This is a genomic window from Arthrobacter ramosus, assembly GCF_039535095.1.
Classification (GTDB): Bacteria; Actinomycetota; Actinomycetes; order Actinomycetales; family Micrococcaceae; genus Arthrobacter; species Arthrobacter ramosus.
Window position 1 is genome coordinate 3,341,488 of record NZ_BAAAWN010000001.1, and the last position, 26,264, is coordinate 3,367,751.

Below are 26,264 nucleotides of genomic sequence, written 5' to 3' on the forward strand. Positions count from 1 at the left end.
ACAACTCGACGGGGCCTACCAGAGCGACGGCAGGCTACCCACCAGGCGTTCGTACATCGCCAGCGCCGAAGCGTCCGTCAGGGACGCCACCTGATCGATGACGACGCGAAGCCGGGCTCCGTCGTCGGGGGCGTCCCGCCAGTCTGCAGCGAACATCGGTTCCAGGTGCCGGTCTCCGCTCGCGTTGAGTACGCCCACCAAAGCGTGCAGGACTTCGCGCTGGCGCTCATAGACGGGCTGCCGATGGTCGGTGGAGATCACGAACGTCGTGGCTAGGCCCTTCATGGCGGCGATCTCCGTGGTGGTGTCCTCCGGGACCATGAGTTCAGCGCCGTACCGAGTGAGGTGGTCCGGACCGAAGCGGGCGCGCGTGGTCTCCAAGGCACTCTGGCAGAACCGGCCGATCAGCTGGCTGGTCATGTCCTTCAGCGCAGCCATCGATTTGCGGCTGCCGTCGGCCTCGCGGACCCAGACGCTCGTGGCTTCGAGGCGGGCCAGGGCGGCATCGATTTCGGCGGGATCGTTGTGGGGCAGGTACCACTGCTTGGTGTACCCCACCACGCGGGCCCGGTGATCAGGATTGTCCAGCCATTTCAGCTGGAAGTGGCCTGCAACGATGGCGTCCTCAACGTCGTGGACCGAGTACGAGATATCGTCGGCCAGGTCCATCACCTGGGCCTCTATGCAGGAGCGGTTGCCCGGCGCGCCGTCACGAAGCCAGGCAAACACGGGCAGATCGTCTTCATAGGCACCGAATTTGCTGCTCCGCTGTCCGTGGATGACCGGGGCGTCGACGGCGGACCACGGGTATTTGGACGCGGCGTCGAGGCTCGCACGGGTCAGGTTCAGGCCCGCGGGCCGGCCGTCGGCGGCAAGGACCTTGGGTTCAAGGCGGGTCAGCAGGCGCAAGGTCTGGGCATTGCCCTCGAAGCCGCCGATTCCGTGGGCTACCTCGTTGAGCGCGGATTCCCCGTTGTGGCCGAAAGGCGGGTGGCCAAGATCGTGGCTCAGGCACGCCGTGTCCACAACATCCGGATCGCAACCGAGCGCGCGGCCCAACTCGCGGCCCACCTGGGCCACTTCAAGGCTGTGCGTCAGGCGGGTGCGGACGAAGTCATCGGTGTCCGGCGCGACTACTTGGGTCTTGGCGCCGAGCCGTCGGAGGGCCGACGAATGCAGCACCCTTGCCCGGTCCCTCTCGAAGTCCGAGCGGTAGGTGTTCTTCCGGGGTTCCTGGACCCAGCGTGCCGAGTCGGCCTCCACATAGCCTGGAATGCCCGTTGCGTTTTCGGCCGGGCGTGCTGCAGACATCGCTTCAGTTCCCATGGGTATCTGCCTCCTCCGCTTGCCGTGCCCCGGCGTCTCTTCAGCCAGTGCCTATGCAGCCAGTTTTCCACGACTCTGGCCGTGCGCGTGCACGCGGCGACCCGGGCCGGGCTTTAGCCGCCTGAGACGTCGAGTTCCGCTGCGGCGATATCGCGCGTCTGATCGGCGTCCATCTGCCTGCTGAGCAGCCAGTCCTTGGGCAAGGCCGGCCTCTTGGGGGAACCTGCGCGTCCTCGCGGGCCCTCCGAGTCGACGCCCGGGTACGGCAGGTCCATGTCGAGTTGGTCCAGCAGTTCGCGCAGGACCTCAAGCGTTGGCACGGTGGCCAGTTTGGCGCGCAGTTCCCCGCCCACGACGTAGCCCTTGAAGTACCAGGCCATATGCTTGCGGATCTCGCGCAGCGCCTTGTACTCGTCGTTCCCGAAGGTTTCGATCATGAGCTCGGCGTGCCGGTAGACGCCGTCGGCCACCTCGCGCAAGCCCGGACGGTGGCGCTCGTCGCTTCCTTCAAACGCTGCCTGGAGGTCACCGAAAAGCCACGGGCGGCCTTGGCAGCCACGGCCCACCACGACGCCGTCGATCCCGGTTTCGCGCACCATGCGGACTGCGTCTTCGGCGGACCAGATATCGCCGTTGCCGAGGACGGGGATGTCCGGGAGGGCCTCGCGCAGCCGTGCGATGGCGGACCAGTCGGCCTGGCCGGAGTAGAACTGCGCAGCCGTGCGGCCGTGGAGCGCGACGGCGGCAACGCCGGAATCCCGGGCGATGCGGCCGGCGTCGAGGTACGTGAGGTGGTCCTCGTCAATGCCCTTGCGCATCTTGATGGTCAGCGGGATATCGCCCTTGGAGGCTTCCTTGACGGCGGTCTGGACGATGGAGGTGAAGAGGTCGATCTTCCAGGGGAGGGCGGATCCGCCGCCGCGCCGGGTGACCTTGGGCACGGGACAGCCGAAGTTGAGGTCGATGTGGTCTGCCCGGTCTTCCTCGACGAGCATGCGTACGGCCTGGCCCACGGTGACGGGGTCCACGCCGTACAACTGCACGGAACGGACCTTTTCGTCGTCGTCGTGGGAGATGATGCGCAACGATTCCGGGGTGCGCTCAACCAGGGCACGGGAGGTCACCATTTCCGCGACGTACAGACCGCCGCCGTATTCGCGGCACAGCCGACGGAAGGCCGAGTTGGTGATGCCGGCCATCGGGGCAAGGATCACGGGGGTGTCCACGGTGATCCGTCCGAGCTGCAGCGGGGGCAGTTCGAGCTTGGGCGAAGGGGGCGTTGCTACTACAGTCACCCGTCCATTGTCTCAAAGCGGGGCAAATCGACGGGACCCCTCAAAGACGAGGCGGGGCTCAGAGCAGCCAGCCGTTGTCTTCGGCGATCCGCACAGCCTCGGCACGGGTCCGGCCGCCGGTCTTGGCCATCGCGGCGGACAGGTAGTTCCGCACGGTCCCTTCGGAAAGCATCGCGGACTTCGCGATATCGGCCACCGTTCCGCCGTCGGACGCTGCCTTGAGCACCTCCCCCTCGCGTTCGGTCAACGGACTGTCTCCAGCGGTCAAAGATTCAGCGGCTAGCACGGGATCCACCACCCTGAGCCCCTGGTGGACGCGGCGCACCGCTTCGGCCAGTTGCCGCGCCGGTGTGTCCTTGACGACGAATCCGGAGGCACCGGCCTGCATGGCGCGCTTGAGGTAGCCCGGCCGTCCGAAGGTGGTCACCATGAGGACCCGGCACGACGGCGCGGCCCGCCGCACGGCCGCTGCCGCGCTGATCCCGTCCAGGCCGGGCATCTCGACGTCGAGCATTGCCACATCGGCGGAGTGCTCGACGACGGCGGCCGCCACCCCTGTCCCGTCGCCCAGTTCAGCGACCACCTCGATGTCCGGCTCCAGTCCCAGCAGAGCCGCCAGTGCTCCGCGCACGAGCGCCTGGTCGTCTGCGATCACCAATCGGATGCTCATACCTCCACCGCCAATCTGAACCCTCCCAGGTCACTCGGGCCAATGCTGACCGTTCCCCCGGCGGCACCCACGCGTTCGCGGATCCCGGCCAGCCCGTTCCCGGAGCGGCCCCCGGTGGCCGGGCCGACGCCGTCGTCCTCCACCAGAACGCTCGACGCCGTCAACCGGACGCGGCAGCGCGCGGCACCGGAGTGGCGCACCACGTTGGTGATGCCTTCGCGCAGCACCCAGCCGAAGAGCTCCCGGAGCCGCGCCGGAACCTGCTCCACGGTTCCCGGCAATTCGGCGTCGATCCCGGCCGATTCCAAGGCCGTCCGGGCAACGGCGAGCTCCGCCAGGACGTTGACGCCGCGATAACCGGCCACCGTGGCCCGGACGTCGGCGAGCGCACCGCGGGCCAAGTCCTGCACCGCAGAGATCTCGGCGGCTGCCCGGTCCCGGGCAGGGTAGTCGCCGGGGACGGTGTCCAGCATCCGGCCGGCCAACTCGGCTTTCACGGCGATCACCGTCAGGGAGTGCCCCAGGATGTCGTGCATGTCCCGGGCCACGCGGCTGCGCTCTGCTGCGACTGCTGCGTCGGCCAGTTCAGTCTGTGCTTCGCGGAGCCGTGCGGTCTGCCGGATCAGCCGCGCGAAGGCGGACATCATGAGGCCGAGGGACAAGATGATCCCGGCCTGGAGCAAGGCCTGCTCCCCGTTGCCCGTCACCAGCTGGGTGGAGAAGGAGGCGAGGGACAAAGTGACGATCAGGAAGAAGTCGGTGCGCGGCGGAAGGGACGTCATGGCGATGGCGCAGGCGAGGAACGTCCAGGTCCACAAGGCTTCCCTTCCGATGATGAGGATCATCAGCCCGTTCAGCGCCAGCAGGATGCAGACGAACACGATGCCTGCCCGGACGCCCAGGCGCCAACTGATCTGGGGCAGGAAGACGTAGGCGGCGAAGAACACGATCAGTGACGCCGACGCCGCCACTTTCCAGGCCGAGGGCTCGTCCACGGACCACACGATGTTCCACGTCGGCCAGGCCCAGAGCAGGATGGACAGTCCCGCACCGATGAACCAGCCTCGTGGCCCAGGACCGCGGAACATGCTGCCGGTGAAGACGTTGCCACTCAGCACGCCGCCAGTGCACACGTCCTTGAAGGAGGTTCCGCGAGCATTGCTGGTCATGGTGCCTACCCTAGCGGCCTGTTCAGACACGTTTCGTGTCGCGGCGGAATGCCATGGCAGCCCCGGCCACGAAGATCACGAGCCAGATGAGCACGTTGAGGATCCACGCCCAGTCGAACTCGCCGGTGATGGGGCTCCGGGCCAATTGCCCGATCCCGTATGCGGGCGTGAACTTGGCGATGTTCCCGAAGGTCTCCCCCATGATCTCGATGGGCATGAACAGCCCACCGAGCATGGCAAGGATGGCCAGGGCCGGGCCGAGGATCTGCATGACGTTCTGGCTCGGCATGAGGTATCCGACGAACAAGCCGAGGGCAGCGAAGACCAGGGAGCCCAGCCAGGCCACCAACCCCGCTGTGAGCCAGGTCTGGGCATCCATGGTGACGCCCGCCAGGGCGCCGATGACGAACTGGGCCACGACGGCAACGAGGGACAGCATCAGCGCGGCCATGGCTTTCACCGCGATATACGCACCGGGCAGGAGGGGCGTAAGGCGAAGCTGGCGGCTCCAGCCCTGGGCACGTTCCACTGCCACTTGGCTGCCGGCGCCCGTTGCGGCGGTCATCGCGGCGTAGACCGTGAGGCTGATGAGGATGTACTGGCCGTAGCTGTGCCCGTTGGGCAGGAGCTTGTCCTTGTTGGACAAGCCGAAAATAAAGAAGAAGACAGCCGGCATAAATACCGTGAAGATGATGGTCCGGCGGTTCCGGAGCATCCGCTTGATCTCGATCCAGAGGAACGTGCGGTTGACCCCGCCGGTGGACGGTTTCCGTTCCTGGACGACTGTTGCCGCGCTCATACGAGGTCTCCTTCAAGAGTGATGCTCCTGGATTCAGGCACGGCATCGTCTCCGGTGAGGGCGACGAAGGCCTCCTCGAGGTTGTTGGCCGCCACCTCGACGTCGTGGGCGCCCGTGTTGTTGAGCAGGTACCGCACGACGGCGTCCGAGTCGCCCGTGCGGACGGTGAGGCGGCCGCCGTCGTACTCCATGCTTTCGACGGGCGGCATCCCGGCGAGCAGTCCGCGCTCTGTTGCCGGAAGCGAAGCCTTGACGGTTCGGCCGGAGGCCAGGTTCTTGATCTGGGCGGCAGTGCCGTCCGCAACGATGCTGCCTTGCCGGACCAGGACAATCCTGTCCGCGTAGGCGTCGGCTTCTTCGAGGTAATGGGTGGCGAAGATGACGGTCCGTCCGCGCTGGGCGTCGGTCCTGATGGCGGTCCAGAAGTCGCGCCGTCCCGCGACATCCATGCCTGTGGTGGGCTCGTCCAGGATGAGCAACCCGGGATCGGAGACCAGTGCCATGGCGAAGCGCAGCCGTTGCTGCTGGCCGCCTGAGCACTTTTCCACCTTGCGATCGGCGATCTCCAGGATGCCCGCCCGCGCCAGGACTTCGTCCACAGGCCGGGAGGAGTCGAACATGGCAGCGTTGAGCTGCACGGTCTCGCGCACGGTGATGTCCCGCAGCAAGCCGCCGGTCTGCATGACCGCTGCCACCTGGCCGCGGGCGATGGCTCCCCGCGGAGTGTGGCCGAAGATGGAAACGCTTCCCTGGTCCGGTGCGCTCAATCCGAGGATCATGTCGATGGTGGTGGTCTTGCCCGCCCCGTTGGGACCGAGGAACGCCACCACCTCCCCCGGCTGCACGGTGAGGTCGAGGCCGCGAACGGCGTGGACCTTCCCGAAGCTCTTGTGCAGTCCGGCGGCGTGGACGGCCGGCACACTCGCTGTTGTCATGACTCTCCTTGGCTTTGGTTTGCTCCACTACCCATCAAAGCCGAGATCCGCGTCCGGTGCCCGGGCGTGTGTCACCAATGAGGGATGACAAATGTCATCGAGGGGCTTCCGAGAGATCGTGGGTGCGGTCCATGGGCTCCGTTCCGAAACCGAGCGAACGAGTCCGCGCCCGCGGTTTCGAGGCTTCGAACGTCAGAACAGACCCCAACTCTGCTCATCAACTGAGCGGATCAGGTATCTAATCGCGCCGGCCGCAAACAACGTAGCCGCAATCATCACCATAAGCCCCCGGGCCAGTCTCGACCTTCCGAAGAGCATCGTCATTATCCAGGCAAACGACGAACTCCAGGCGCCCGCAAACAGCACAAAAATCCCAAAAATACCTGTGAATCCCGGGTGAAGTTTGAGAACCGAATCCAGAATTGTGGCTGGAATGGCAATCGCTGCCCCTGCGGCCAACAGAATCGGGAACTGAAATGCCTTCCGGACGCGTGGGTAGATCCTTCCGAGAATCGGATACCACAGGAGCGCGGCCGCGGTGAGACCGATTACTGATCCTCGGAATCCGGCATCTATGGCGGCGAGCCCAATTTCGACCGCAGTCAGATACCCAGCGCCCGCGTAGTAGGAACCGGCGACGACGACAAACGCGCCAAAGAACACGGCAAGGACTGTGCCCGAGAGGAAGACGTATATGCTGGGCGTCGGCTTGGTCTTTTGGTCAAGCGTCAAAGGGTCGTTCATCGTCGTCACCGGACTCATTTAGTAGGCGCGGGCATGGTTGATCGTCTGCGTCCCACACAGTCCGACCAAGCACTTGAAGTTGAGATGGTCGAGCTGGAAAACGTTTAGCCATTGTTCCGTTCCCGCTGTCGTACTGAACCGCGCCCAACCTTCGTGCGCCGGCGCCTGCTGTCGATTCCCCACCACCTCAACCAACCCAGACCTGTAGAACCTCACAATCACGCTGTAGGAAATTACTCCACCGTAGTTGATATCGAAGAGCTTGCAATGTGGGTTCGATGCATCGTGCTTGAAACGGACCTGAGCGTAAGAGCCAGCGGATTGACCGTCCTGAAATAGCATATTTGCCGTGCTTGCATACGAGGTCGCATACACCTGGTCATTTTTGTAGGTGATACTCTGTCCAACGTTCTTGGCTAGAACTAGTTTCTGACCGTCAGGGTTCTGCCAGTTCACGTTCGCCCACATCATGGTTCGATAATTCGGAGTATCAAATGGGGCATTTACCGGGGGAGATCGGAAGCCGCGGTTGTCCCCGCCGAAGGTGAAACTGTTATCTCCCCAGTTACACATGCTCGCATCGACCCTGGCCGGGGGTATGAACGTCTTGTATTGAAAAGCTGTTGAGTACGTTTGAAAGGTCTTCGCGGTAACGGGAAGTCCAATTTCTGCCAGCGTCTGCAATGTGAAAGTTTTCTCAGATTCAGCTTCACCTTGGTCTGTCGTCAATGGAGTTGTGACTTTGAGAACGTATTTAGTCGCCGGAAGAAGCCCCGGAATGGAAAACCGGCCGCCCTTCACGGTCTGAATGAATGACCCGTTCAAGTAGACCTTTGACGCAACGCTGGAATCAGGCACAGCCCATGCGAGGGACGCCGTCCACGGTGTTACCGCCCATGCAGATACGGACCTCATGCTCGAGGTATCAAATTTCAGATCCTTCTCGTCGAGTGACGACACCTCCACTGCCGGCGGTGAGGATAATTGCCGCTCAGGCTCGAGTACAGCGAATGCGGCTGTGGATCCTGAAGTCATTGGCGGTGCTTTTTGAATGACTATCTTTGCCGGAGCCCCTGAGCCTACCTTCCCGAGCACGGTACGTTCTCCTTCGTCAGCGTCATCCGCGACGATCCGAATGGGTTTTCCCTTCGTATCGACAAATCGAGTCGTTTGGTCCAGATCAAGGAACACTCCCACGTCTGGCGACTTTGCTTCAGCCGGAACCGCCGCTGTCAACGTTCCTGACAGGATTGTTACCGTTGTTGCAACTGCTGCGCGGCCCATATTCGCACCGCGGACAAATTCGAACTTCCATCTCATGTCTCCCCCCAAAAGGATGCATGTGCGCCTAACGGGAATCCGTAGCGCCTAAGTGTGTGATTCGGTCCGCCGAATATAGCAAGCAATTGAATTTAATGCGAGCAATACAATTCACGGCACCGCCCAGCGCTCTCATGGTGCGTGTGTCACCAATGAGGGATGACAAATGTCATCGAGGGGCTAGCGGCGCTCGGCTTCCCTGCGTGCCCGCCTGGTCATGACGACGGCGGCAAGCTCGCCGGTGTCGAACGATTCGAAGGCGTCGGCGGACCCGGCGGTTTCAAGCTCCCGGACGTCGCCGTCGTCGTCGGCTGGCGCAGAATCCGCGGCGGCAGCCGCCAGCCGCCTCGGACCGGTCGCTTTGACCACCAGCACGGCGATCAGGGTGGTCACCGGGATGGCCAGCACCAGGCCGATGGACCCCACCAGGGTGCGGATGACTTCCTCGGACAATTCGGCACTGGTGAGGGCATCGACCAGCGGGCGGTCGTACAGCATGACAATGATCAGGATGGGCAGCGCGGCACCGGCGTAGGCGAAGGCGATGGTGTAGACCGTGGAAGCGATGTGGTCCCGGCCGATCCTCATGGCCGAGGTGAACAGCTTGCGCGCGCCGGTCTCCGGCGCCAGCTCGTAGAGCTCCCACACGGCCGCGGACTGGGTGATCGTCACATCGTTCAGGACTCCGAGCCCGGAGATGATCAGCCCGCAGAGGATGATCCCGGAGAGGGAGATCTTGTCCGACATGTTCACCAGCGTGGCGCCCTCGCTGCTTCCGATCCCGGTCAGATTAGCCGCATCCGTGGCCCAGGCCGCCAGGAGCGCCGTAATGCCGAGGCCGAAGATCGTGCCCAGCAATGCCGTGGAGGTCTTGGCCGAGAATCCGTGGGCGAAATAGAGCACGCCCATCATGATCGCCGTGGAGCCGACCAAAGCCACCAGCAGCGGCGGCTTGCCTTCCACCAATCCCGGAAGCATGAAGCTGACCATCACCACGTAGGCTCCGGCCAGTCCAAGGAGCGCCCTGAAGCCGCGCCAACGCGCGACCGCAATGACCACCACGGCATACAGGATCGCCAGAAGCGCCATGGGGACGGTCCGCACGAAATCCAGGAAAACGTACGACGGCGAGCCGTTGCCTGCCGCTGCGCCCTGCACCCCGGAGAGGTTCAGGTAGCGGATGCTGTCCCCCACTTTGACGCCGTGGGACTTCGCGACATCCGGGTTGATGACCACTTTCACGGGGCTGCCGCCGTTATCCGGCTGCGTGGACGCGAAGGTGCATTGGGACCCCTGCGGCTGTGTGCCGCTGCTTTGATTCGTACCGTTCGTACCCGGAGCCTGGGTCCCTTGCGTGCAGCTTTCCTGGGTGACGGCTTGGATCTTGCCGGTATCGAACGTCACCCCGGGAGCGGCTGTGTAGGGGCTTGCGAAGGTTATGCCTTCCTTGCTCCCTGACGGCCACATGACAAGCATGGCAACGATCGTCAGCACTGCAATCGGAGCCAACACGGCCACGAGGAGCCAGTTGGCCCGCTTGCGTGCCGCGAGCGCCTGCGGGCTTGGCTCGAAATGCTCTGTGTGTCCGTGTGAATGGCCGTGACCCATTAGCTGCAAAACCTCATGCCCACAAGCCTACGTGGGGCAGCGCTGCGTCCCGCCCAACTGACTGGCAGTTGTTGTCGTTATGAGGGCTCAAAACGACAACTACTGCGAGCCAGTTGGGCGTGGTTCGCACTCGGGTTCAGGCGGGTTTGATGTTTTGGTTCACGTGGAAGAGGTTTCCTGGATCGTACTTGCCCTTGATGGCCTGCAGCCGCTCGTAGTTGACCCCGTAGTTCTCACTGATCCTGCCCTGATCATCACCGTCCATGAAGCCGATATAGCCGCCCGGCGAGGAGTGGGGGCGCAATGCCGCGGCGTAACTGCGGACCCAGTCGATGTTCGCCTCATTGTCTGCGGGGTCGTTCCACATGCAGGCGATCACCGGAGAGAACTTGACGCCGCGGTTGACGAAGGCGGTGTCCGTCTGACCCACGCGCTGCACCGCACCGTCGATCGGGTAGACATGGACAGACGTCTGCACGCTGGGCACTTTGCTTCCGTACTCAAGATGGGCAGCAATGGCGCCGTCGTTGAGCTCGGAGAGGAAATTCGCTTTCCAGTAGGCCTGCATCCCTTTCGGAAGCAGCGGATCAAATGCCGAGTTGAGTGCCGGGTACGGCATGGGCCCAACAAGCGAACCCGCCACGGGGGCAACATCCAGGAACGGCTGCCAGCGGGCGGCTCCTTCGGCAGGATCACCGGTCCACATGCCAATGACCACGCAGACTGGTTTGCCGTGCCACTCCTCCGGCAGGAACGGTACGGGCGGCCCTTGGTGGAAGCCCACGAACGCCCCGAATTCCTCAGGGGCGGTGACCATGTAGTCGCGGTAGAGCTTCGTAACGGTCTCGGCATGCTCCATGCCGTAGATGATGATCGCAGCGTGGACCATGTCCACCGGGTGCAGCTTGTATTCCAGCGACGTCACCACACCGAAATTGCCTCCGCCTCCCCGCAAGGCCCAGAAGAGATCCTCGTTCCGGGTTTCGCTGGCAGTCAGGAACTTGCCGTCCGCAGTCACCACGTCAGCGGAGATCAAGTTGTCACAGGACAGGCCGTGTTTGCGGGCGAGATAGCCGATGCCGCCACCGAGGGTCAGGCCTGCGATGCCGGTGGACCCTACGATCCCGCCGGTTGTGGCCAACCCGAAGGCATGGGTCGCGTGGTTGAAATCTGCCCAGGTTGTTCCCGCCTCGGCACGGGCTGTACCGGCCTCGGGGTCAACACGGACTCCGGTGCGGTTGACGAAATCGATGACAAGGGCATCGTCCCAGGTCCCGAAGCCGGGAGCGCTGTGGCCGCCGCCGCGGATGGCCAAGGGCATGGAATTGTCCCGGGCAAAGTTCACGCTGGCAATGACGTCCGCTACCTGGGCCACACGCACGACCCCGGCCGGGCGTTTGTCGATCATCCCGTTATATACAGCACGGGCGGAATCATAGTCAGGATCACTTGGAGTGACGAGTTGCCCACGGAGCTGTTCGCGCAGTCCGTCGAGGGCTGTTCCATTCATGGGTGTTACCGCCGATTCTCTTCATGAGACCGGATTAGTTCCACCCGCCGCTACCCCACCAGACCAGCGGCCGGGGCTTACGTCGTCATGCCTACACCCATGCCACGACCTCGTCAAGAGTTCACCCAAGTGGCTCGCATTAGTTGCCGTTATGAGGGCTCAAAACGACAACTAATGCGAGTCAGTTGGGCGGAGAGGAACGGCTATTCGCTGACCACCAAGGTGTCCGCACCGCGGAGCTTCGCTTTGCCCAGTTCCAGCAAAGGATCGACGACGGCGCGCACGGCCGTCATGGAATCGTCCACTTCGAGGACCACGGGGTGCTGGTAGGCAATGAGCGCCAGCAGGTCACGGATTGCGGTCCGCGCCTCGTCATCCCGCAAAAGCGGATCGTGCCCAAGGAATACCTCGGAAGGCTCGTCCGAGCTGCCCTGGGCATAGCTGATGGCGAAGGCCTGCAGCTTGCCCTTGCGGGTGGCCGGAACGCCCGAGCCAAAGGCACTCGCCTTAGGCGCTCGCAACACGACCGCCCCGTGTGCCCCCGTCAGTTCGTCGAGGAACAGCCGCTGCACAGTGGGGATGCCGAGCTCGCCGGGGTTGTCCCAGTGGTGCACGGCGGTGTAGTACCGGCCTACGACGTCGCTCAGTTCCACGGATCCCGTGGCGAGGTCTTCCACCTGTTCGGAAGCCGCTGCTTCGGAGCCGTCTCCAAACACCGGCAGCCTGAGCGGCTCGGGATCGACCACCACAAGCTGCGAACGCTGGATGGGTGCAAGCCCCGCCCACTCGGCGAATGCCGCACCGGCCGTGCCGGGCTCCACTTTGCTGCGCAGCCTGGTGACCCCCGACGGCGACTGCTCGGCTTCGCGCCGCAGCATGGTCAGGAGCGTCGCCCCTATCCCGCTCCGGCGGTGGTCCTTGGCAACCTCGATGTAGGCCCAGAGCCGTTCCGGGTGCAGTGAGGCCTCGTGGACCACACCTGCCGCCACCGGGATCCCGATGCCGTCAACGACGTCTTCCGCCACGATGCACCTGCGCCAGGGCTGGCCTTGACCGCTGTTGCTCGACGGCGCCAGGGCGGCGCGGAATTGCTGGGCCGGCAGGGTCTCGGGCCCACCCCACATTTCCAGGAGCGCAAGGTCGTCGCCCTCACGCCATTCGCGGTATTCGATGGACACGCTTAGGCGCCGATCAGTCGTGCGGCCAGGTAGCCCTCCACCTTGTCCAGGGACACACGTTCCTGGCTCATGGTGTCGCGCTCACGGATGGTGACGGCCTGGTCATCGAGCGTGTCGAAGTCGACGGTGATGCAGAACGGGGTACCGATCTCGTCCTGGCGACGGTAGCGGCGGCCGATGGCGCCGGCGTCGTCGAAGTCGATATTCCAGTTCTTGCGCAGCTGGGCACCCAGGTCTTTCGCCTTCGGGGACAGGTCCTCGTTGCGGCTCAGGGGCAGCACGGCTGCCTTGACCGGCGCCAGGCGCGGGTCAAGCTTCAGGACGGTGCGGACGTCGACGCCGCCCTTGGCGTTGGGTGCCTCGTCCTCTGTATAGGCGTCCACGAGGAAGGCCATGAAGGACCGCGTCAGGCCGGCGGCCGGTTCAATGACGTACGGCGTGTAGCGCTCATTGGTGGCCTGGTTGAAGTAGCTGAGGTCCTGGCCGGATGCCTTCGAGTGGGTGGAGAGGTCGAAGTCGGTGCGGTTGGCGATGCCCTCGAGCTCGCCCCACTCGGAACCCTGGAAACCGAAGCGGTATTCGATGTCCGTGGTGCCCTTGGAGTAGTGGCTGAGCTTGTCCAACGGGTGCTCGAAGAAACGCAGGTTCTCGGGCCGGATGCCCAGACCGGTGTACCAGGACATGCGTTCCTTCATCCAGTACTGGTGCCATTCCTCGTCCGTGCCCGGCTCGACGAAGAATTCCATTTCCATCTGCTCGAACTCGCGGGTGCGGAAGATGAAGTTGCCCGGCGTGATCTCGTTACGGAAGGACTTGCCGATCTGGCCGATACCGAACGGCGGCTTCTTGCGGGACGTGGTGAGCACGTTGCTGAAGTTGACGAAGATGCCCTGCGCGGTTTCCGGGCGCAGGTAGTGCAGGCCTTCTTCACTGGCCACGGGGCCAAGGAAGGTCTTGAGCAGGCCGGAGAACTCCTGCGGTTCGGTCCATTGGCCGCGGGTGCCGCAGTTGGCGCAGGCGATGTCCTTGAGCCCGTTTTCGGCGGGACGGCCCTTCTTTTCCTCGTACTCTTCCTCGAGGTGGTCGGCGCGGTAACGCTTGTGGCAGGAAAGGCACTCGACCAGCGGGTCGGAGAACACCTCGACGTGGCCGGACGCTTCCCATACCTGGCGGGGCAGGATCACGGAGGAATCCAGGCCCACCACATCTTCGCGGCCCCGGACTACGCTCTGCCACCACTGGCGCTTGATGTTTTCCTTGAGCTCGGCACCGAGGGGGCCGTAGTCCCACGCGGACCGGGAGCCACCATAGATTTCACCGGCCTGGAACACGAAGCCCCTCCGCTTGGAGAGGGAAATGACCTGGTCGAGGACGGATTTTGCTGCCATGGGTACTCCAATGTTCTACAGGGCCGCTGGGTGCGGTCCGTGGTTGTGCGCGAAGGTAATGCTGTGCAGGAAGCTGCGTGTCCTAGCCTACCGGCCTTTGGCCGCGGTCCTGCCTCCGGACTGGCCTGATTGGCCCTTGGCGGGACGGCGGGAAGAGAGCGCGCCCTTCGGCCAAGGCAGCGTGGCCACGATGATGGCGAACAGCGTTAGCAAGGTGCCAAGGATCGTGGGCAAGGCAACCACGGTTCCCGGAGCCGGCAGGACCAGGTCAAGCCCGAGCGATCCGAGCAACTGTCCGGCGATCATGCCCAGCCCGGTCACCAGGACACCGAGGCTGCGGACCAACAAGGCAGCCAGGCCGATAAAGACGCAGCCCATTGGCCCGCCCAAGTAATACCACCATTCAGCAGGCAGGGCGTGGCCGGGACCAAGCAGCAACACTTTGATGAGCCAGGCGATCCAGAGAATGACCGTTCCGGCCACGAAATTCACCAGCGTCGCGGCGATAGGGCTGCCGTAGTGCACGGTCGCCGTGCCGTTCATCGCCTGCTGGAAACTCATCAGGCAGCCCGCCACGACGGGCAACAGGATCGGGAGCAGCAAGGACCCGACGTCGGCCGCTGCCCCGAGGCGCGGCGAAACGGCCCAGACGACGGCGGCGATCGTCAGGACGCTGCCGAGGATGCGGACCCCGGTGATCGAGCGTTTGCCGCCCGGCCCGATGCCGAGCCGGTCCACGAGTAGTCCGCTCAGGGTCTGGCCAGTCACGGCAGCAACCGTGAACAAGGCCACGCCAAGCAAGCCAACCGTGAACGATTGGGCAAACACGAACAGGGCGCCGATGCCGCCGGCAAGAACGTAGAACCGTGGAAAGCTCCGCTCCTTGAGGGCCGGCAGGATCCTTCGCAGGGCGGCGCGTCCCTTCGGCAGCGTCAGCCCGATCGCGGCGATCAGAACCAGCCCGGTGGTGAAACTCACGACGGCGGCCGCGATGCCGTCGTCGAGCGTTGCTCCCAGGGCGCCGTTGATCCGGCCCTGAAGGGGAATCACGAGTCCGGTTGCCACGGCAAGGAGCAGACCGGTGAGCAAGGGACGGGACGATCGCGGCATTTTCACCACCTTACTTCAGGCATCATTGCTTGTATGAGCAACCCGGAAATCGAAGAAATCCCCATCCGCGACGACATGATCCGACTCGGTCAGCTCCTGAAGCTCGCCAACCTGGTGGAGGACGGCGTGGAAGCCACGGAACTCATCAAGAACGGCCTGGTCAAAGTCAACGGCGAGATCGACGATCGACGCGGCCGCCAGCTCCATGTAGGCGACACCGTGACCGTCAACGGACAGACGGTGCGGATCACCAAGGAGTCCTAGCTCTCTTACGCAACGCGGGGTCACTTATGGCCCATCACGTGCCTCAGAATGGGCCGTAAGTGACCCCGCGTTGCTTTCAGACGGACGTGAGGACCTTGTGCTCCAGGAATTCGCCCACGTGGCCGATTTCCTGCTGGTTGATGCCGTGCCACATGCCTGTGTAGAGCACCTTGGTGAGGTCCGTGTGCTTTCGCACCCAACCCATGGTGTATTCGATCTTGTCCGGGGTGATGACGGGGTCCTGCTGGTCCCGTCCCCAGAAGAGCGGCACGGAACCGTCCAGTTCGGCGTCACGGAACGCGGGGTCGGCATCGGCGTCGACGGCGAAGCCTGAAAGCCCGACGACGGCGGCGAAGTCCGCCGGGCGCTGCCGGAGCAGCGAGGTGGCCATGGCCATGCCCATGGAAAATCCGAGGAGCGTCACCGAACTGTGGTTGGACTTGAATGAGTCCAACCAGGAAAACACGTACTCCGCGGCATCCTTGACGGCGTCGAGCGAGTAGTCGATGGACGCCGTGAGCGGGAACCACGTGAAGCCCGGGCCCGTGGCGATCGGCGCGCGGAGCGAGGCGACGACGAAGTCCTGGGGCAACAGTCCGGCAAGGCTGAAGAGGTCTTGCTCGTTGGATCCGTAACCGTGCAACAGGACCAGCAACGGCTTTCCAGCCCGTTCTTCCTCTTCGTGGGACCACAAAACGACCGGGGCAGGAAAGGCGGAAGCTTGACTCATGGGACTATTGTTGCAGTTACCCATGAGTAACAAGCTACGGGCGCGTAGCGTTGCAGCAAGAGGCAGGATATGAACGTGAGTGACACTGATTCCACGGTGGGGCCGAAGCCGGACGAGCGGAATCATCCGTGGACCCGCTACGTGGCATTGGGTGATTCCTTTACCGAAGGCATCGGCGACCCCGAGCCCGACAACCCCGGGGGACATCGCGGCTGGGCCGACCGCGTAGCCGAGGAACTGAGCCGGGGGCACCGGGATTTCGCTTACGCCAACCTTGCCATCCGCGGGCGGCTGCTACAGCAGATCCTCGACGAACAACTTGGCCCGTGCATGGACCTCAAGCCGGACCTTGTGAGCATCTCCGCAGGCGGCAACGACCTCATCCGTCCCGGCGGCGATCCCGACTCCTTGGCCGAGAAACTCGATGCCGCCGTGCAGACCCTGAGTTCCGACGGCGCCACCGTGGTTCTCTTCAACGGTCCGGACACCGTGTCATCAGTACTCGGCCGGATCCGCGGCAAGGTGGCCATCTACAACGAAAACCTCCGCACAGTGGCCACCCGCCACGATGCGGTGATCGCTGATATGTGGTCCCTGCGGCAACTCTCCAACTCCCAGATGTGGGACGAAGACCGCCTGCATTTCTCGCCGCTCGGCCATCACACCATCGCAGCAATGGTCCTCGATTCCCTCAATGTGCCGCACAACCTCGAACCGCTGTTCCCCAAACCGCTCCCCCAGCGCAGTTGGCGCGAAGCCCGCTCGGGCGACCTCGTATGGGCACGGGAGTATTTTGTCCCGTGGGTCATCCGCCGGATCCGGCACCAGTCCTCCGGCGACGGAATCCTGCCGAAACGCCCGACGCCGGGGCCCGTCTTCGGTCCTGCCGAGACCATCCTTCCCCGGAGCTGACCGGAAACCACGGGGTGGGTCACAGGGAGCGGGGCTAAGCTGGTGAAAGACCTAGGAGGCCTCCACCGTGAACAACTTGATCTTCTGGATCATCGTCTGCTCCTGGCTGATTCCCATGGGGATCCGCATGTACAACCGATCGCGCCAGCGCAGGCTCCGAGACTTCCTTCCGCAGAATTACCCCGGGCAGCCCTATCCGCCACAGAATTATCCCGTCGGATACCCGGAGCAACCCCCGGTAATCATCCCGGCTGAGCCGCAACCTCCGGTGGCGAGGCGCGCACCGCAGGCCGCTCCGCCGTCGTCGGCCGCTCCCCAGCCGAACAGCGCGCCCCAGCCGAACAGCGCGCCCCAGCCGAACAGTGCTCCCCAAGGCTACCGGGCACGGAAACTGGCCGAACTGGACCAGGAGTACAGCGACGGGAAAATCGCCATGGAGGACTACATGAAGCTCCGCCAGGAGATCATGAACGGCTGATTCAGCCGAAGAAGGCCTCTCGCAGCTGGGGACCGAGCTGTCCGATCTCGGTGAGGAACCCGTCGTGCCCGATCGGCGCCTCGATTACGTGAACCGGGACCTCTCCCGGCAAGGCCCTGGCCAGCTCGTGGGATTGTTCCGGGAAGTAGAGGCGGTCCGAGTCCACTGAGGCAACGAAGAACTTCGCTGTTGCCACGGACAGCGCATCCTCCAGGGAGCCCCGGCCGCGGGTGATGTCGTGGCTCATGAGGGCCTCGGTGATGGCGATGTAGCTGTTGGCGTCGAAGCGCTGGACCAGTTTGCTTCCCTGGTGGTCGAGGTAGCTCTCCACCTGGTAGCGGCCCCGGTCCCCCAACGCGGCAGCCTGAAGGGGTGTCTCGCCGCCCTGGGCGTTCCGGCCGAAGCGGAAGTCCAGTTCATCCGCCGAACGATAGGTGATGTGGGCGATCCGCCGGGCCAGGGCCAACCCCGCCTCGGGCGCGGCCTGGCCATAGTAGTCCCCGCTGTTGAAGTCGGCGTCCTGCCGGATGGCGAGCGTCTGGGCCTGCGCAAACGCGATCTGCTCGGCAGTGCTGTACGCCCCGATCGAAATCACGGCGCATCGTTTGACGCGGTCCGGATAGCTGACGGCCCATTCGAGTGCACGGGCACCACCCATGGACCCGCCCACGACGGTGTGCCAGCTGCGGATCCCCAAAGCGTCGGCCAGCCGGGCTTCGGCGACGGTGCTGTCCCGCAGGGTCACGAGCGGGAAGCGGGAACCCCACGGTCTGCCGTCAGGAGCGCACGACGACGGCCCGGTGCTGCCGTAGCAGCCTCCCACGATGTTGACGGAGACCACGAAGTAGCGGTCCGTGTCGATGGTGGCGCCGGGACCAACGAGTTGCTCCCACCAGCCTTCTTCATCGCTCTCGCCACGGGCCACATGGGTGCTGCCGGTCAGGGCGTGTTCCACCAGGACAGCGTTGGAGGCGTCTGCGTTGAGCCGCCCCCACGTCTCGTACGCGAGGACGACCTCCGGCAGGAAACCCCCGGCCTCCAGCTCGAGTCCGCCCACGGAAACATACTTGAGGGTTCCGTCCGGGGTACCGGAAAGGGGTATGGCTGTTGCAGCAATTGTCATTCGTTGGCACCTCACATCGCGCTTGCCCGCCGCCAATACAGCGAAGGGCCAGGTCTTCACCCGGGGCACCCCGCCGCGAATGGAGGGTTGCCGGCCAGCAAGCCGGGGCTGTCACTGGCACTCATGACCTATAGGAAGAGTCTAGGAAAACCGGACCCCTTCTGACGAAGATTATGACATCTTTGTGACACTCGGCCGCGTTTTGTTCACGAAGCAGGGCCTGCGGGCGTCGAAAATTGAAGAGACGGGTGATGCCTGTGTGACTGGAGATACAATTGGGCGCAGCAGTTTGCGTTTTCATTGCATCCGCCTTGTGCGCCCGTTCTTGCGGCCGCGGCCCTGCGTCACAGGAAGATTGAAGCTCGTGAAAAAGCCATTCGGCGTCGTTCCGATAGCCCTGTTCATGCTGGTATCAGGTTTCACTGTGGGAGTGCCGCTGCCGGCGCATGCCGACACCACTCCGGCAGCTGGCGAAGACCGGTACGTGGTCCACTACGCCGACGGCACGGACGTTGCCGGCAAGACCGCGGAGTTGCGCTCGCAAGGAGTCGCGGTGGACAAGACGTTCACGCATGCCGTGAAGGCCGCAGTCGTCACGGCGACGCCCGCCAAGGCCGCTGCGTTGGCGAAGTCGAGCCACGTTGTGTCCGTGGACCGGGATATGCCGGTGCGGATTTCCGACACCCAGGCACCAGCACCTTGGAACCTTGACCGGACCGATCAAAGGGCCCTCCCCCTGTCCGGGAGCTACACACCCCCTTCGAGCGGCGCCGGGGTTCCGATCTACGTGGTGGACAACGGGGTGCTTGGCACCCATACGGACTTCGGCGGCCGGGTAACCGCGGGGTGGAGTGCCTTCTCGGGGCAGCCTGCCAATGCTCCCTGCACCGACCCGGCAATGCCCGACGCCGGCCACGGGACGCACGTAGCAGGGATCGCGGCCGGCAGCACCTATGGCATGGCCAAGTCGGCAACCATTGTGCCGGTGCGGGTCCTTGGTTGTGACGGTACGGGATACTCCTCCGACGTCATAGCCGGCCTCGACTGGATAGTTCAGCAGCACCAGCCCGGCGAACCCGCCGTCGCCAACCTCAGCCTCTCCGGATCTGCGAACCAGAGCCTGGACGACGCTGTTCAGGGCGCGATCAATAGCGGCATTACCGTGACCCTGGCGGCTGGCAACTCCAGCACGGATGCGTGCACACTGTCCCCAAGCCGGGTTCCTGCCGCCCTCACGGTGGCCGCGAGCGATAGCTTCGACCGGCAGGCTTCCTTCTCCAACTACGGTTCCTGCGTCGACCTGTACGCACCAGGGGTCCAGATCACCTCAGATTGGCAGACGTCAAATACCGCAACGGCTGTCCTGAATGGAACCTCAATGGCCTCTCCCCATGTGGCAGGAGCTGCCGCGATGCTCCTCTCCATGCATCCATCGTGGAGCCCTGCGCAGGTCTCGGCAACGCTGACGGTCGGCTCAACGGCCGGAATAGTTCAGTTGACTGGGAACTGCATGCCAAACCGCCTGCTTTACGTCAGCGCTTCGCTCTTTTCTCCATCACAGGACCCTTTGGGCGGTTTTGCGGCTACGACCCCTTGCAGGCAGCTTGACACACGAGACGGGACCGGTGGTGTCAACGGGCCGGTCGCCCCCGGACAGACCATAAGTGTCAAGGTTGCCGGACGCGGCGGCCTCCCAGCTACCGGAGTTTCCGCTGTCGCAATGAACATCACGGTGGCCAACCCGACGTCGAATGGCTTCATCACCGCCTACGCAGGCGGAACCAATCGGCCGGCGACCTCGAACCTGAATTTTGCTCCCGGGCAGATCGTCCCGAATTTCGCGATCACGCCGGTCGGGTCCGACGGAACGATTTCCTTCACGAACAGCTCCAACGGCACGGTCCAACTCATCGCCGACATCACCGGCTACTACCTCACCGCTGGCGCATCACCCGCTCCCGGGACGTTCTCCGCCCAGGCTCCATTCCGGCAACTGGATACCCGGAACGGTGCCGGCGGCGTCACCGGACCGGTCGCGCCGGGGCAAACCATCAGGGTCCGCGTCACCGGGCAGGGTGGCATTCCCTCTTCCGGGGTTTCCGCGGTCGCGATGAACATCACCGTGGCCAATCCGTCGTCGTTCGGCTTCATCACTGCGTACGCGGGCGGGACTCCGCGACCGAACGCCTCGAACGTGAATTACGCGACGGGACAGATCGTCCCGAACTTCGCCATCACGCCCGTCGCTCCCGACGGGACGATTTCATTCACGAATACCTCCGGCGGAACCGTCCAGATCATTGCCGATACATCGGGCTATTACCTTGCAGGCATACCGTCAACCGCCGGCGCGTTTTCCGCCCAGATCCCGTTCCGGCAATTGGACACCCGCGACGGAACCGGCGGATTCCACGGACCGGTCGCCCCCGGGCAGACCATCAGCGTCAAGGTCACCGGCCGTGGCGGCGTCCAAGCATCCGGCGTCTCCGCGGTCGCGATGAACATCACCGTGGCCAATCCGTCGTCGTTCGGCTTCATCACCGCCTACGCCGGAGGAAGCACACAACCCGGTACCTCGAACGTGAACTTCGCGACGGGACAGATCATCCCGAACTTCGCCATTACGCCCGTTGCTCCCGATGGCACCATTTCCTTCACCAACAACTCCAACGGCACAGTGGAGCTGATCGCCGACACTTCCGGGTACTTCCTCGCTGGTTAAGCGAGAGACGGGGCGCCCCCCAGGAGTGGGCGCCCCGTCATTGAGCGATCTGGCTCCCTAGGCGCCCTTGGCCGCCCGGAATCCTGACTCGAGGTCCGCGAGGATGTCGTCGATGTGCTCGATCCCGACGGACAGCCGCACCAGGCCCGGGGTCACTCCGGCCACGGCCTGCTGTTCCGGGGTCAGCTGGCTGTGCGTCGTGGACGCGGGGTGGATGACCAAGGAACGGACGTCGCCGATGTTTGCCACGTGCGAATGCAGCTCCAGGGCGTCCACGAAGCGTTTGCCGGCGTCGATCCCGCCGCGGATGGTGAAGGAGACCACCGCGCCAGTGCCCCGGGGCCCGTACTTCCGCCCGCGTTCGAACCACGGACTCGAAGGCAGCCCCGCGTACGCGACCGATTCGACGTCGTCGCGCCCTTCGAGCCATTGCGCCACTTTAGTGGCGTTGTCCACGTGGCGTTCCACCCGCAGGCTGAGGGTTTCGATTCCTTGGGAGATCAGGAAAGCGTTGAACGGGGATACTGCCGAGCCGAGGTCGCGCAGAAGCTGGACCCGGGCCTTGAGGATGTAGGAGAGGTTCGCGCCGAGGGCACCGTCCTTGCCGAGGTCGCGGGCATAGACCAGGCCGTTGTAGCTGGGGTCCGGAGTGTTGAAGTTGGGGAACCGCTCGGGGTCCTTGCCGAAATCGAAGTTGCCGGAGTCCACGATGACACCGGCTATGGCAGATCCGTGCCCGCCCAGGTACTTGGTGGCCGAATGCACCACGATGTCCGCGCCCCACTCGATGGGCCGGATCAGGTAGGGCGTGGCGAGGGTGTTGTCGACGACGAGCGGGACTCCGGCCTCGTGCGCGATGCGGGAGACGCCCTCGATGTCCAAAACGTCCTGGCGGGGGTTCGAGACGACTTCGGCGAAGAACAGCTTGGTATCTGGCTGCACGGCGTCGCGCCAGTGGTCGAGGTTGTCCGGGTCCTCGACGAAGGTGACCGAGATCCCGAATTTCTTCAGCGTGTGAGCGAGCAGGTTGTAGGTGCCGCCGTAAAGGCTCGGGCTGGCGACCAGGTGGTCGCCGGCCTCGGCGACGTTGAGGATGGCGAACGTTTCCGCGGCTTGGCCGGAGCTCAGCAGAAGCGCCGCCAGGCCACCCTCCAGGCTCGCTATGCGCTGTTCCACCGCATCCTGCGTAGGGTTGCCGATGCGGGTGTAGATGGGCGCCAGCTCGGCCAGCGCAAAGCGGTTGGCCGCGCTTTCCGCGCTGGGAAAGACGAACGAGGTGGTCTGGTAGATGGGGAGTGCCCGGGCGCCGGTGGCGGCGTCCGGCTCCTGGCCGGCGTGGATCTGGCGCGTTTCGAATGACCATCCTTGGGACATGCGGACTCCTGGTTGTCTGGGCTCTCTGCCGTGCTTCAGCCTGCCGAGCTGCGGTATTCAGCCTGCCGGCGTTCGGTTGCCGCCAGTCTAGGGACGGTATTGCGGGCTCCGGAAGCTTTGTGACGAACACAGTAGTTTTCGGTCTTGGCGCGTCCTGAAGTGACTCTGAGCTGCGTTTTCGATACATCCCACCTTGGTTAGGCTTGGCTTAGCTGAGAGCTTCATCACAAAGTGCCAAGATGAAGCCATGCGCATGGATCACGTCTCTTACGCTTGTGAACGAGATGGCCTCTTGGCCACCACCGAGCGGATTTCCGCAGCATTGGGAGTGGACGCAGTCCGGGGCGGAGTGCACCCGCGCTTCGGTACCCGGAACATGATCATCCCCCTTGCTGACCACAAATACCTGGAAGTTGTCGAGGTCCTTGACCACCCGGCATCCGACAAGGCACCTTTTGGACAAGCCGTCCGTGCACGCTCCGCCGCAGGAGGTGGATGGATGGGCTGGTGCGTCGCTGTTGACGACCTGAGCCCGTTCGAACAGCGGCTCGGACGCGCCGCTGTCCCCGGCAATCGCAAGTTTCCGGACGGTCGCGAACTCGTCTGGTCGCAGATCGGCATCCTGGGACTCATCGCCGATCCCCAGGTTCCCTACCTGCTCCGTTGGGAGGGCGACCCTGCACTTCACCCGTCCCTCGTTTACCCCAGCGACGTAAAGATGTCCAGCCTCACCATTGCCGGCTCCGCGGAGCGCGTCACCGAATGGCTCGGGGAGCCCGTGGAGAAGCCGCTTGAGGACGTTGCAGTCCAATGGATGGCTCCGCACGGAACGCCGGGAATCATGTCGGTAACGTTCGAAACCGCCAACGGAGCCGTCACCATCTGACGGACCATCCCGTCACCATTTGACGGACCATCGGGCCAGGAGGGCCCGGGAAAAACTTCGGCCGCCATATGCGGGTGCCAATGACGTCACCCCGCAATGGCGGCCGAAACCTTTTAAGGGCTCTGTTCCTAGCCCGGGTTATTGGACAAAACGGGTGTAAATCCCGGGCGCGTCATGTCCGTCCCGGGATCGTCTTCGCTGGGATGTCGGATTCTGCTCAATCATTCGAATGGACAAATTCCGGGCCCGCGGAATCACGGGACCGGCAACTTTGGCGAAGAGAATGATCCAGCAGAATCCGACGGTGTCCATGGCGAACTTGCGTGTCCCCAGCGAATAAGGGTCTCGCCTAAGGAAACGGCGTTGTTTCTAACCCAGCCCGATGGCCTTGCCGAAGACGCTGAAGCCGACGAACGCCACGATGTCCAGGAGGGCGTGGGCCACCACGAGCGGCATGACCCGTTTGGTCTTCGTGTAGATCCAGCCGAACACGAGGCCCATCACGGCGTTGCCGATGAAGGGCCCAAAGCCTTGGTACAGGTGGTAACTGCCGCGGAGGAGCGCGCTGAGCACGATCGCCAGTGGAGTGCTCCACCCGAACTTCCCGAACCGGTCCAAGAGGTAGCCCACCACGATGACTTCTTCGACGACGGCGTGCCGCACCGCGGAGAGGACCAGCACCGGCACGGTCCACCAGTAAGAGTCCAGGCCGCTCGGGATGATCGCCGTCGTGATTCCCAGGGCGCGGCCGGCCGCATAGAGCCCCAGCGACGGGATTCCGATCAGCGCGGCGAGGCCCAGTCCTTGCAAGGCGTCACGGCCCGGGCGGGCGAAGTTGAAGCCCAGCCGCGTGAAACCTGAGGGGCTCTCGGCCGTTTGGCGGTGCAAAGACAGGAAGTAGAACACCAACACCACAGGGACCAGCGCGAACGCGATATCCAACAGCTGGTAGGTGAGATCGAAGTACTCCCGCGTGCTCTGCGAGCGGTTGAGGGTGGATGTCGCATGGGCCAAAGGCCCCTGGGTCATCTTGTCCAACAACTGCACCACGGAGTACACGGCCGATTGGCCCAGGGACAGTCCAAGGACAATCAGTACTTCGGCGCGCAACCGGCGCGTTGAGGCTAGGAGCATGCTCCTATCTTGCCTTTATTTGCCTGATGTTTTCCTCGGAGCCGGGTCCCCGGGTGTCCGCTTGCATGGGCCGGGCGGCTCCTGACCCTATGCTTGGTGGGATGAGCGCGCCAGCACGAATCTTCATGATCCGGCACGGCCAGTCCGCCGCCAATGCCGACACTTCCATCTACAACCGTGTGCCCGATTACCGCATCCCGCTGACGGAGCTTGGCATCGAGCAGGCACGGGCCGCGGGTGAGGCACTGCGCAGGAAGCTCGACGGCGAACCTGTGTGCGTTTATGTCTCGCCGTACCTTCGGGCATACCAGACCCTTGAGGCACTGAATCTGGGCAGCCTCACGGAAAGGGTCGTCGAGGAGCCCCGGCTGCGTGAACAGGACTGGGCCAACTTCCAGATTGCCGGTGACATCGGGGATCAGAAGGAGCTTCGCAACCTCTACGGGCACTTCTTCTACCGGTTCCGAGAGGGCGAATCAGGCTCCGATGTCTACGACCGGATTTCGTCCTTCATGGAAACCCTGTACCGGCACTGGGAAAAACCCGACTACGCGCCCAACACCCTGTTGGTAACCCACGGCCTCACCATGCGGCTCTTCTGCATGCGATGGTTCCACTGGTCTGTGGAGTACTTCGAGTCCCTCAACAACCCGGGCAATGCGGAGCTACGGACGCTTATCCGAAACGACCAGGACAAGTACGATCTCGATACGCCGTTCAGCCAGTGGGTGCAGCGCAGCACCGACGAGACCGTGCTGAACGCTCCCCCGATGGTCATCTGACGGGCACAACGCCGCTAGGCGTCCTTGGCCACGATCACTTCGGTGCCGCTGGCTTCAAATGCTGCTTTGTCCTCTGCCGTGATGCCCGAATCCGTGATGAGCCGCCGGAAATCGTACCCGGCCATTGCCGCGAAGGCGCGCTTGCCGATCTTCGTGGAGTCGGCCAGGACATAGGAGTCGGTGGCGCGCCGGGCCATGACGGTATTCACCATCGCTTCTCCCTCGTCGGTGATCGTGGGGCCGATCTTGGGATCGACTCCGTTGACGCCGATGAAGGCGATGTCCAAGGCAACCTTCTGCATGATGACATCCGTGTAAGGCCCGACCAGTTCATAGGAACGCGGGTTCAGGATGCCGCCGGTGACCATGATCTTGATGTTGGGGCGCACGGCAAGCTGGGCCGCGATGTTGATGGCGTTGGTGACCACCGTCAGCATGGGCCGGTTGGAGGGCGCGTTCAAGTCTTCGCGGGTGGACAGCACTTGGGCCAGGGCCGTGTTGGTGGTGCCGCCGCTGAGTCCGATCACCGCCCCGGGCATGATGAGCTCCGAAGCTGCCAAGGCAATTTGCTGCTTGGCCTCGGCGTGGTCATCCCTGTTGTAGCGCCCCGGAAGTTCGTAGGCCACCGATCCCGTCGTTGCACCCCCGCGCGTACGGCTGAGCAGCCGCTGCTTCGCGAGGCTGTCCAGATCACGGCGCGCAGTGGCCGGCGAGACGGCCAGTCGGGTCACGATATCCTCGACCTCAACATGCCCTGACTCGGCGAGGAGATCAAGGATGGCTGTCAGTCGATCGTTGCGGGTCATC

At 63.9% G+C, this 26,264-nt stretch carries 24 protein-coding genes and 1 riboswitch; of the genes, 6 read left to right on the forward strand and 18 right to left on the reverse strand.

The features are described from left to right. Positions 1-15 precede the first annotated feature (15 nt). The 13 genes from ABD742_RS15495 to ABD742_RS15555 form a co-directional block, all read right to left on the reverse strand. A complete protein-coding gene (locus ABD742_RS15495; protein WP_372460917.1) occupies positions 16-1,326 on the reverse strand; it encodes a deoxyguanosinetriphosphate triphosphohydrolase in 1,311 nt (436 codons plus the stop codon). A 113-nt stretch (positions 1,327-1,439) separates the two neighbouring features. Next, positions 1,440-2,621: a tRNA dihydrouridine synthase DusB gene (gene dusB / locus ABD742_RS15500; RefSeq protein WP_234750747.1), complete on the reverse strand. Its 1,182-nt coding sequence runs from the start codon at positions 2,619-2,621 to the stop codon at positions 1,440-1,442. A gap of 58 nt (positions 2,622-2,679) precedes the next feature. After that, positions 2,680-3,291, reverse strand: coding sequence for a response regulator transcription factor (locus ABD742_RS15505; RefSeq protein WP_234750748.1), 612 nt, complete (start codon positions 3,289-3,291; stop codon positions 2,680-2,682). Then, positions 3,288-4,460: a sensor histidine kinase gene (locus ABD742_RS15510; RefSeq protein WP_234750749.1), complete on the reverse strand. Its 1,173-nt coding sequence runs from the start codon at positions 4,458-4,460 to the stop codon at positions 3,288-3,290. Before ABD742_RS15510 ends, ABD742_RS15505 begins: the two co-directional genes overlap by 4 nt. Positions 4,461-4,482: 22 nt before the next feature. After that, on the reverse strand, positions 4,483-5,259 hold the full coding sequence (locus ABD742_RS15515; RefSeq protein ID WP_234750750.1) for an ABC transporter permease: 777 nt from the start codon (positions 5,257-5,259) through the stop codon (positions 4,483-4,485). Continuing rightward, positions 5,256-6,194, reverse strand: a complete 939-nt coding sequence (locus tag ABD742_RS15520; protein WP_234750751.1) for an ABC transporter ATP-binding protein — start codon at positions 6,192-6,194, stop codon at positions 5,256-5,258. Before ABD742_RS15520 ends, ABD742_RS15515 begins: the two co-directional genes overlap by 4 nt. A 192-nt stretch (positions 6,195-6,386) precedes the next feature. After that, on the reverse strand, positions 6,387-6,947 hold the full coding sequence (locus ABD742_RS15525) for a hypothetical protein (protein WP_234750752.1): 561 nt from the start codon (positions 6,945-6,947) through the stop codon (positions 6,387-6,389). Positions 6,948-6,956: 9 nt separating this feature from the next. Then, entirely contained in the window at positions 6,957-8,258 is a 1,302-nt protein-coding gene (locus tag ABD742_RS15530; RefSeq protein WP_234750753.1) for a hypothetical protein, read from the reverse strand. A gap of 180 nt (positions 8,259-8,438) precedes the next feature. Beyond that, positions 8,439-9,866: a YibE/F family protein gene (locus tag ABD742_RS15535; protein WP_234750754.1), complete on the reverse strand. Its 1,428-nt coding sequence runs from the start codon at positions 9,864-9,866 to the stop codon at positions 8,439-8,441. 136 nt (positions 9,867-10,002) lie between these two features. Next, positions 10,003-11,376, reverse strand: a complete 1,374-nt coding sequence (locus ABD742_RS15540) for an FAD-binding oxidoreductase (RefSeq protein WP_234750755.1) — start codon at positions 11,374-11,376, stop codon at positions 10,003-10,005. 203 nt (positions 11,377-11,579) lie between these two features. Further along, a complete protein-coding gene (locus tag ABD742_RS15545; RefSeq protein ID WP_234750756.1) occupies positions 11,580-12,554 on the reverse strand; it encodes a GNAT family N-acetyltransferase in 975 nt (324 codons plus the stop codon). Between the two features lie 2 nt (positions 12,555-12,556). After that, positions 12,557-13,942 (reverse strand): glycine--tRNA ligase, encoded by a 1,386-nt coding sequence (locus ABD742_RS15550; RefSeq protein ID WP_234750757.1) that lies wholly within the window; start codon positions 13,940-13,942, stop codon positions 12,557-12,559. Between the two features lie 87 nt (positions 13,943-14,029). Further along, on the reverse strand, positions 14,030-15,052 hold the full coding sequence (locus ABD742_RS15555; RefSeq protein WP_234750758.1) for a DMT family transporter: 1,023 nt from the start codon (positions 15,050-15,052) through the stop codon (positions 14,030-14,032). A gap of 33 nt (positions 15,053-15,085) precedes the next feature. Between ABD742_RS15555 and ABD742_RS15560 the strand changes: the two genes are divergently transcribed. Then, positions 15,086-15,316: an RNA-binding S4 domain-containing protein gene (locus ABD742_RS15560; RefSeq protein ID WP_234750759.1), complete on the forward strand. Its 231-nt coding sequence runs from the start codon at positions 15,086-15,088 to the stop codon at positions 15,314-15,316. Between the two features lie 76 nt (positions 15,317-15,392). On the opposite strand, the gene ABD742_RS15565 is transcribed toward ABD742_RS15560, so the two are convergent. After that, the gene (locus ABD742_RS15565) at positions 15,393-16,046 is read right to left on the reverse strand and encodes an alpha/beta hydrolase (protein ID WP_234750760.1); all 654 of its coding nucleotides are present in this window, start codon (positions 16,044-16,046) and stop codon (positions 15,393-15,395) included. A 69-nt stretch (positions 16,047-16,115) separates the two neighbouring features. Between ABD742_RS15565 and ABD742_RS15570 the strand changes: the two genes are divergently transcribed. Together ABD742_RS15570 and ABD742_RS15575 are read left to right on the forward strand one after the other, a co-directional pair. Continuing rightward, positions 16,116-16,958: an SGNH/GDSL hydrolase family protein gene (locus ABD742_RS15570; protein WP_234750761.1), complete on the forward strand. Its 843-nt coding sequence runs from the start codon at positions 16,116-16,118 to the stop codon at positions 16,956-16,958. 67 nt (positions 16,959-17,025) lie between these two features. Continuing rightward, positions 17,026-17,436: a hypothetical protein gene (locus ABD742_RS15575; RefSeq protein WP_234750762.1), complete on the forward strand. Its 411-nt coding sequence runs from the start codon at positions 17,026-17,028 to the stop codon at positions 17,434-17,436. Position 17,437: 1 nt separating this feature from the next. Here ABD742_RS15575 and metX read toward each other — a convergent pair whose 3' ends face one another. Beyond that, positions 17,438-18,559 (reverse strand): homoserine O-acetyltransferase MetX, encoded by a 1,122-nt coding sequence (gene metX / locus ABD742_RS15580; protein WP_234750763.1) that lies wholly within the window; start codon positions 18,557-18,559, stop codon positions 17,438-17,440. A gap of 13 nt (positions 18,560-18,572) precedes the next feature. Next, a riboswitch (SAM riboswitch) is annotated at positions 18,573-18,688 on the reverse strand. 235 nt (positions 18,689-18,923) lie between these two features. Between metX and ABD742_RS15585 the strand changes: the two genes are divergently transcribed. After that, positions 18,924-21,281 (forward strand): S8 family peptidase, encoded by a 2,358-nt coding sequence (locus ABD742_RS15585; RefSeq protein WP_234750764.1) that lies wholly within the window; start codon positions 18,924-18,926, stop codon positions 21,279-21,281. Between the two features lie 57 nt (positions 21,282-21,338). Here ABD742_RS15585 and ABD742_RS15590 read toward each other — a convergent pair whose 3' ends face one another. Then, positions 21,339-22,655, reverse strand: coding sequence for a bifunctional o-acetylhomoserine/o-acetylserine sulfhydrylase (locus ABD742_RS15590; RefSeq protein ID WP_234750765.1), 1,317 nt, complete (start codon positions 22,653-22,655; stop codon positions 21,339-21,341). Positions 22,656-22,902: 247 nt separating this feature from the next. Here ABD742_RS15590 and ABD742_RS15595 point away from each other — a divergent pair, with 247 nt between their 5' ends. Further along, complete coding sequence (locus tag ABD742_RS15595) at positions 22,903-23,541, forward strand: VOC family protein (RefSeq protein WP_028266517.1); 639 nt, start codon at positions 22,903-22,905, stop codon at positions 23,539-23,541. 369 nt (positions 23,542-23,910) lie between these two features. Here the strand turns inward: ABD742_RS15595 and ABD742_RS15600 are convergent, their stop codons facing one another. Further along, positions 23,911-24,675 carry a CPBP family intramembrane glutamic endopeptidase gene (locus ABD742_RS15600; protein ID WP_234750766.1) on the reverse strand — a complete coding sequence of 255 codons (765 nt, stop codon included), beginning with the start codon at positions 24,673-24,675 and terminating at the stop codon, positions 23,911-23,913. Between the two features lie 101 nt (positions 24,676-24,776). On the opposite strand from ABD742_RS15600, the gene ABD742_RS15605 reads away from it, so the two are divergent. Then, complete coding sequence (locus ABD742_RS15605; RefSeq protein ID WP_234750767.1) at positions 24,777-25,457, forward strand: histidine phosphatase family protein; 681 nt, start codon at positions 24,777-24,779, stop codon at positions 25,455-25,457. Between the two features lie 14 nt (positions 25,458-25,471). Here the strand turns inward: ABD742_RS15605 and ABD742_RS15610 are convergent, their stop codons facing one another. Then, entirely contained in the window at positions 25,472-26,263 is a 792-nt protein-coding gene (locus ABD742_RS15610; RefSeq protein WP_234750768.1) for a DeoR/GlpR family DNA-binding transcription regulator, read from the reverse strand. Position 26,264 lies beyond the last annotated feature (1 nt).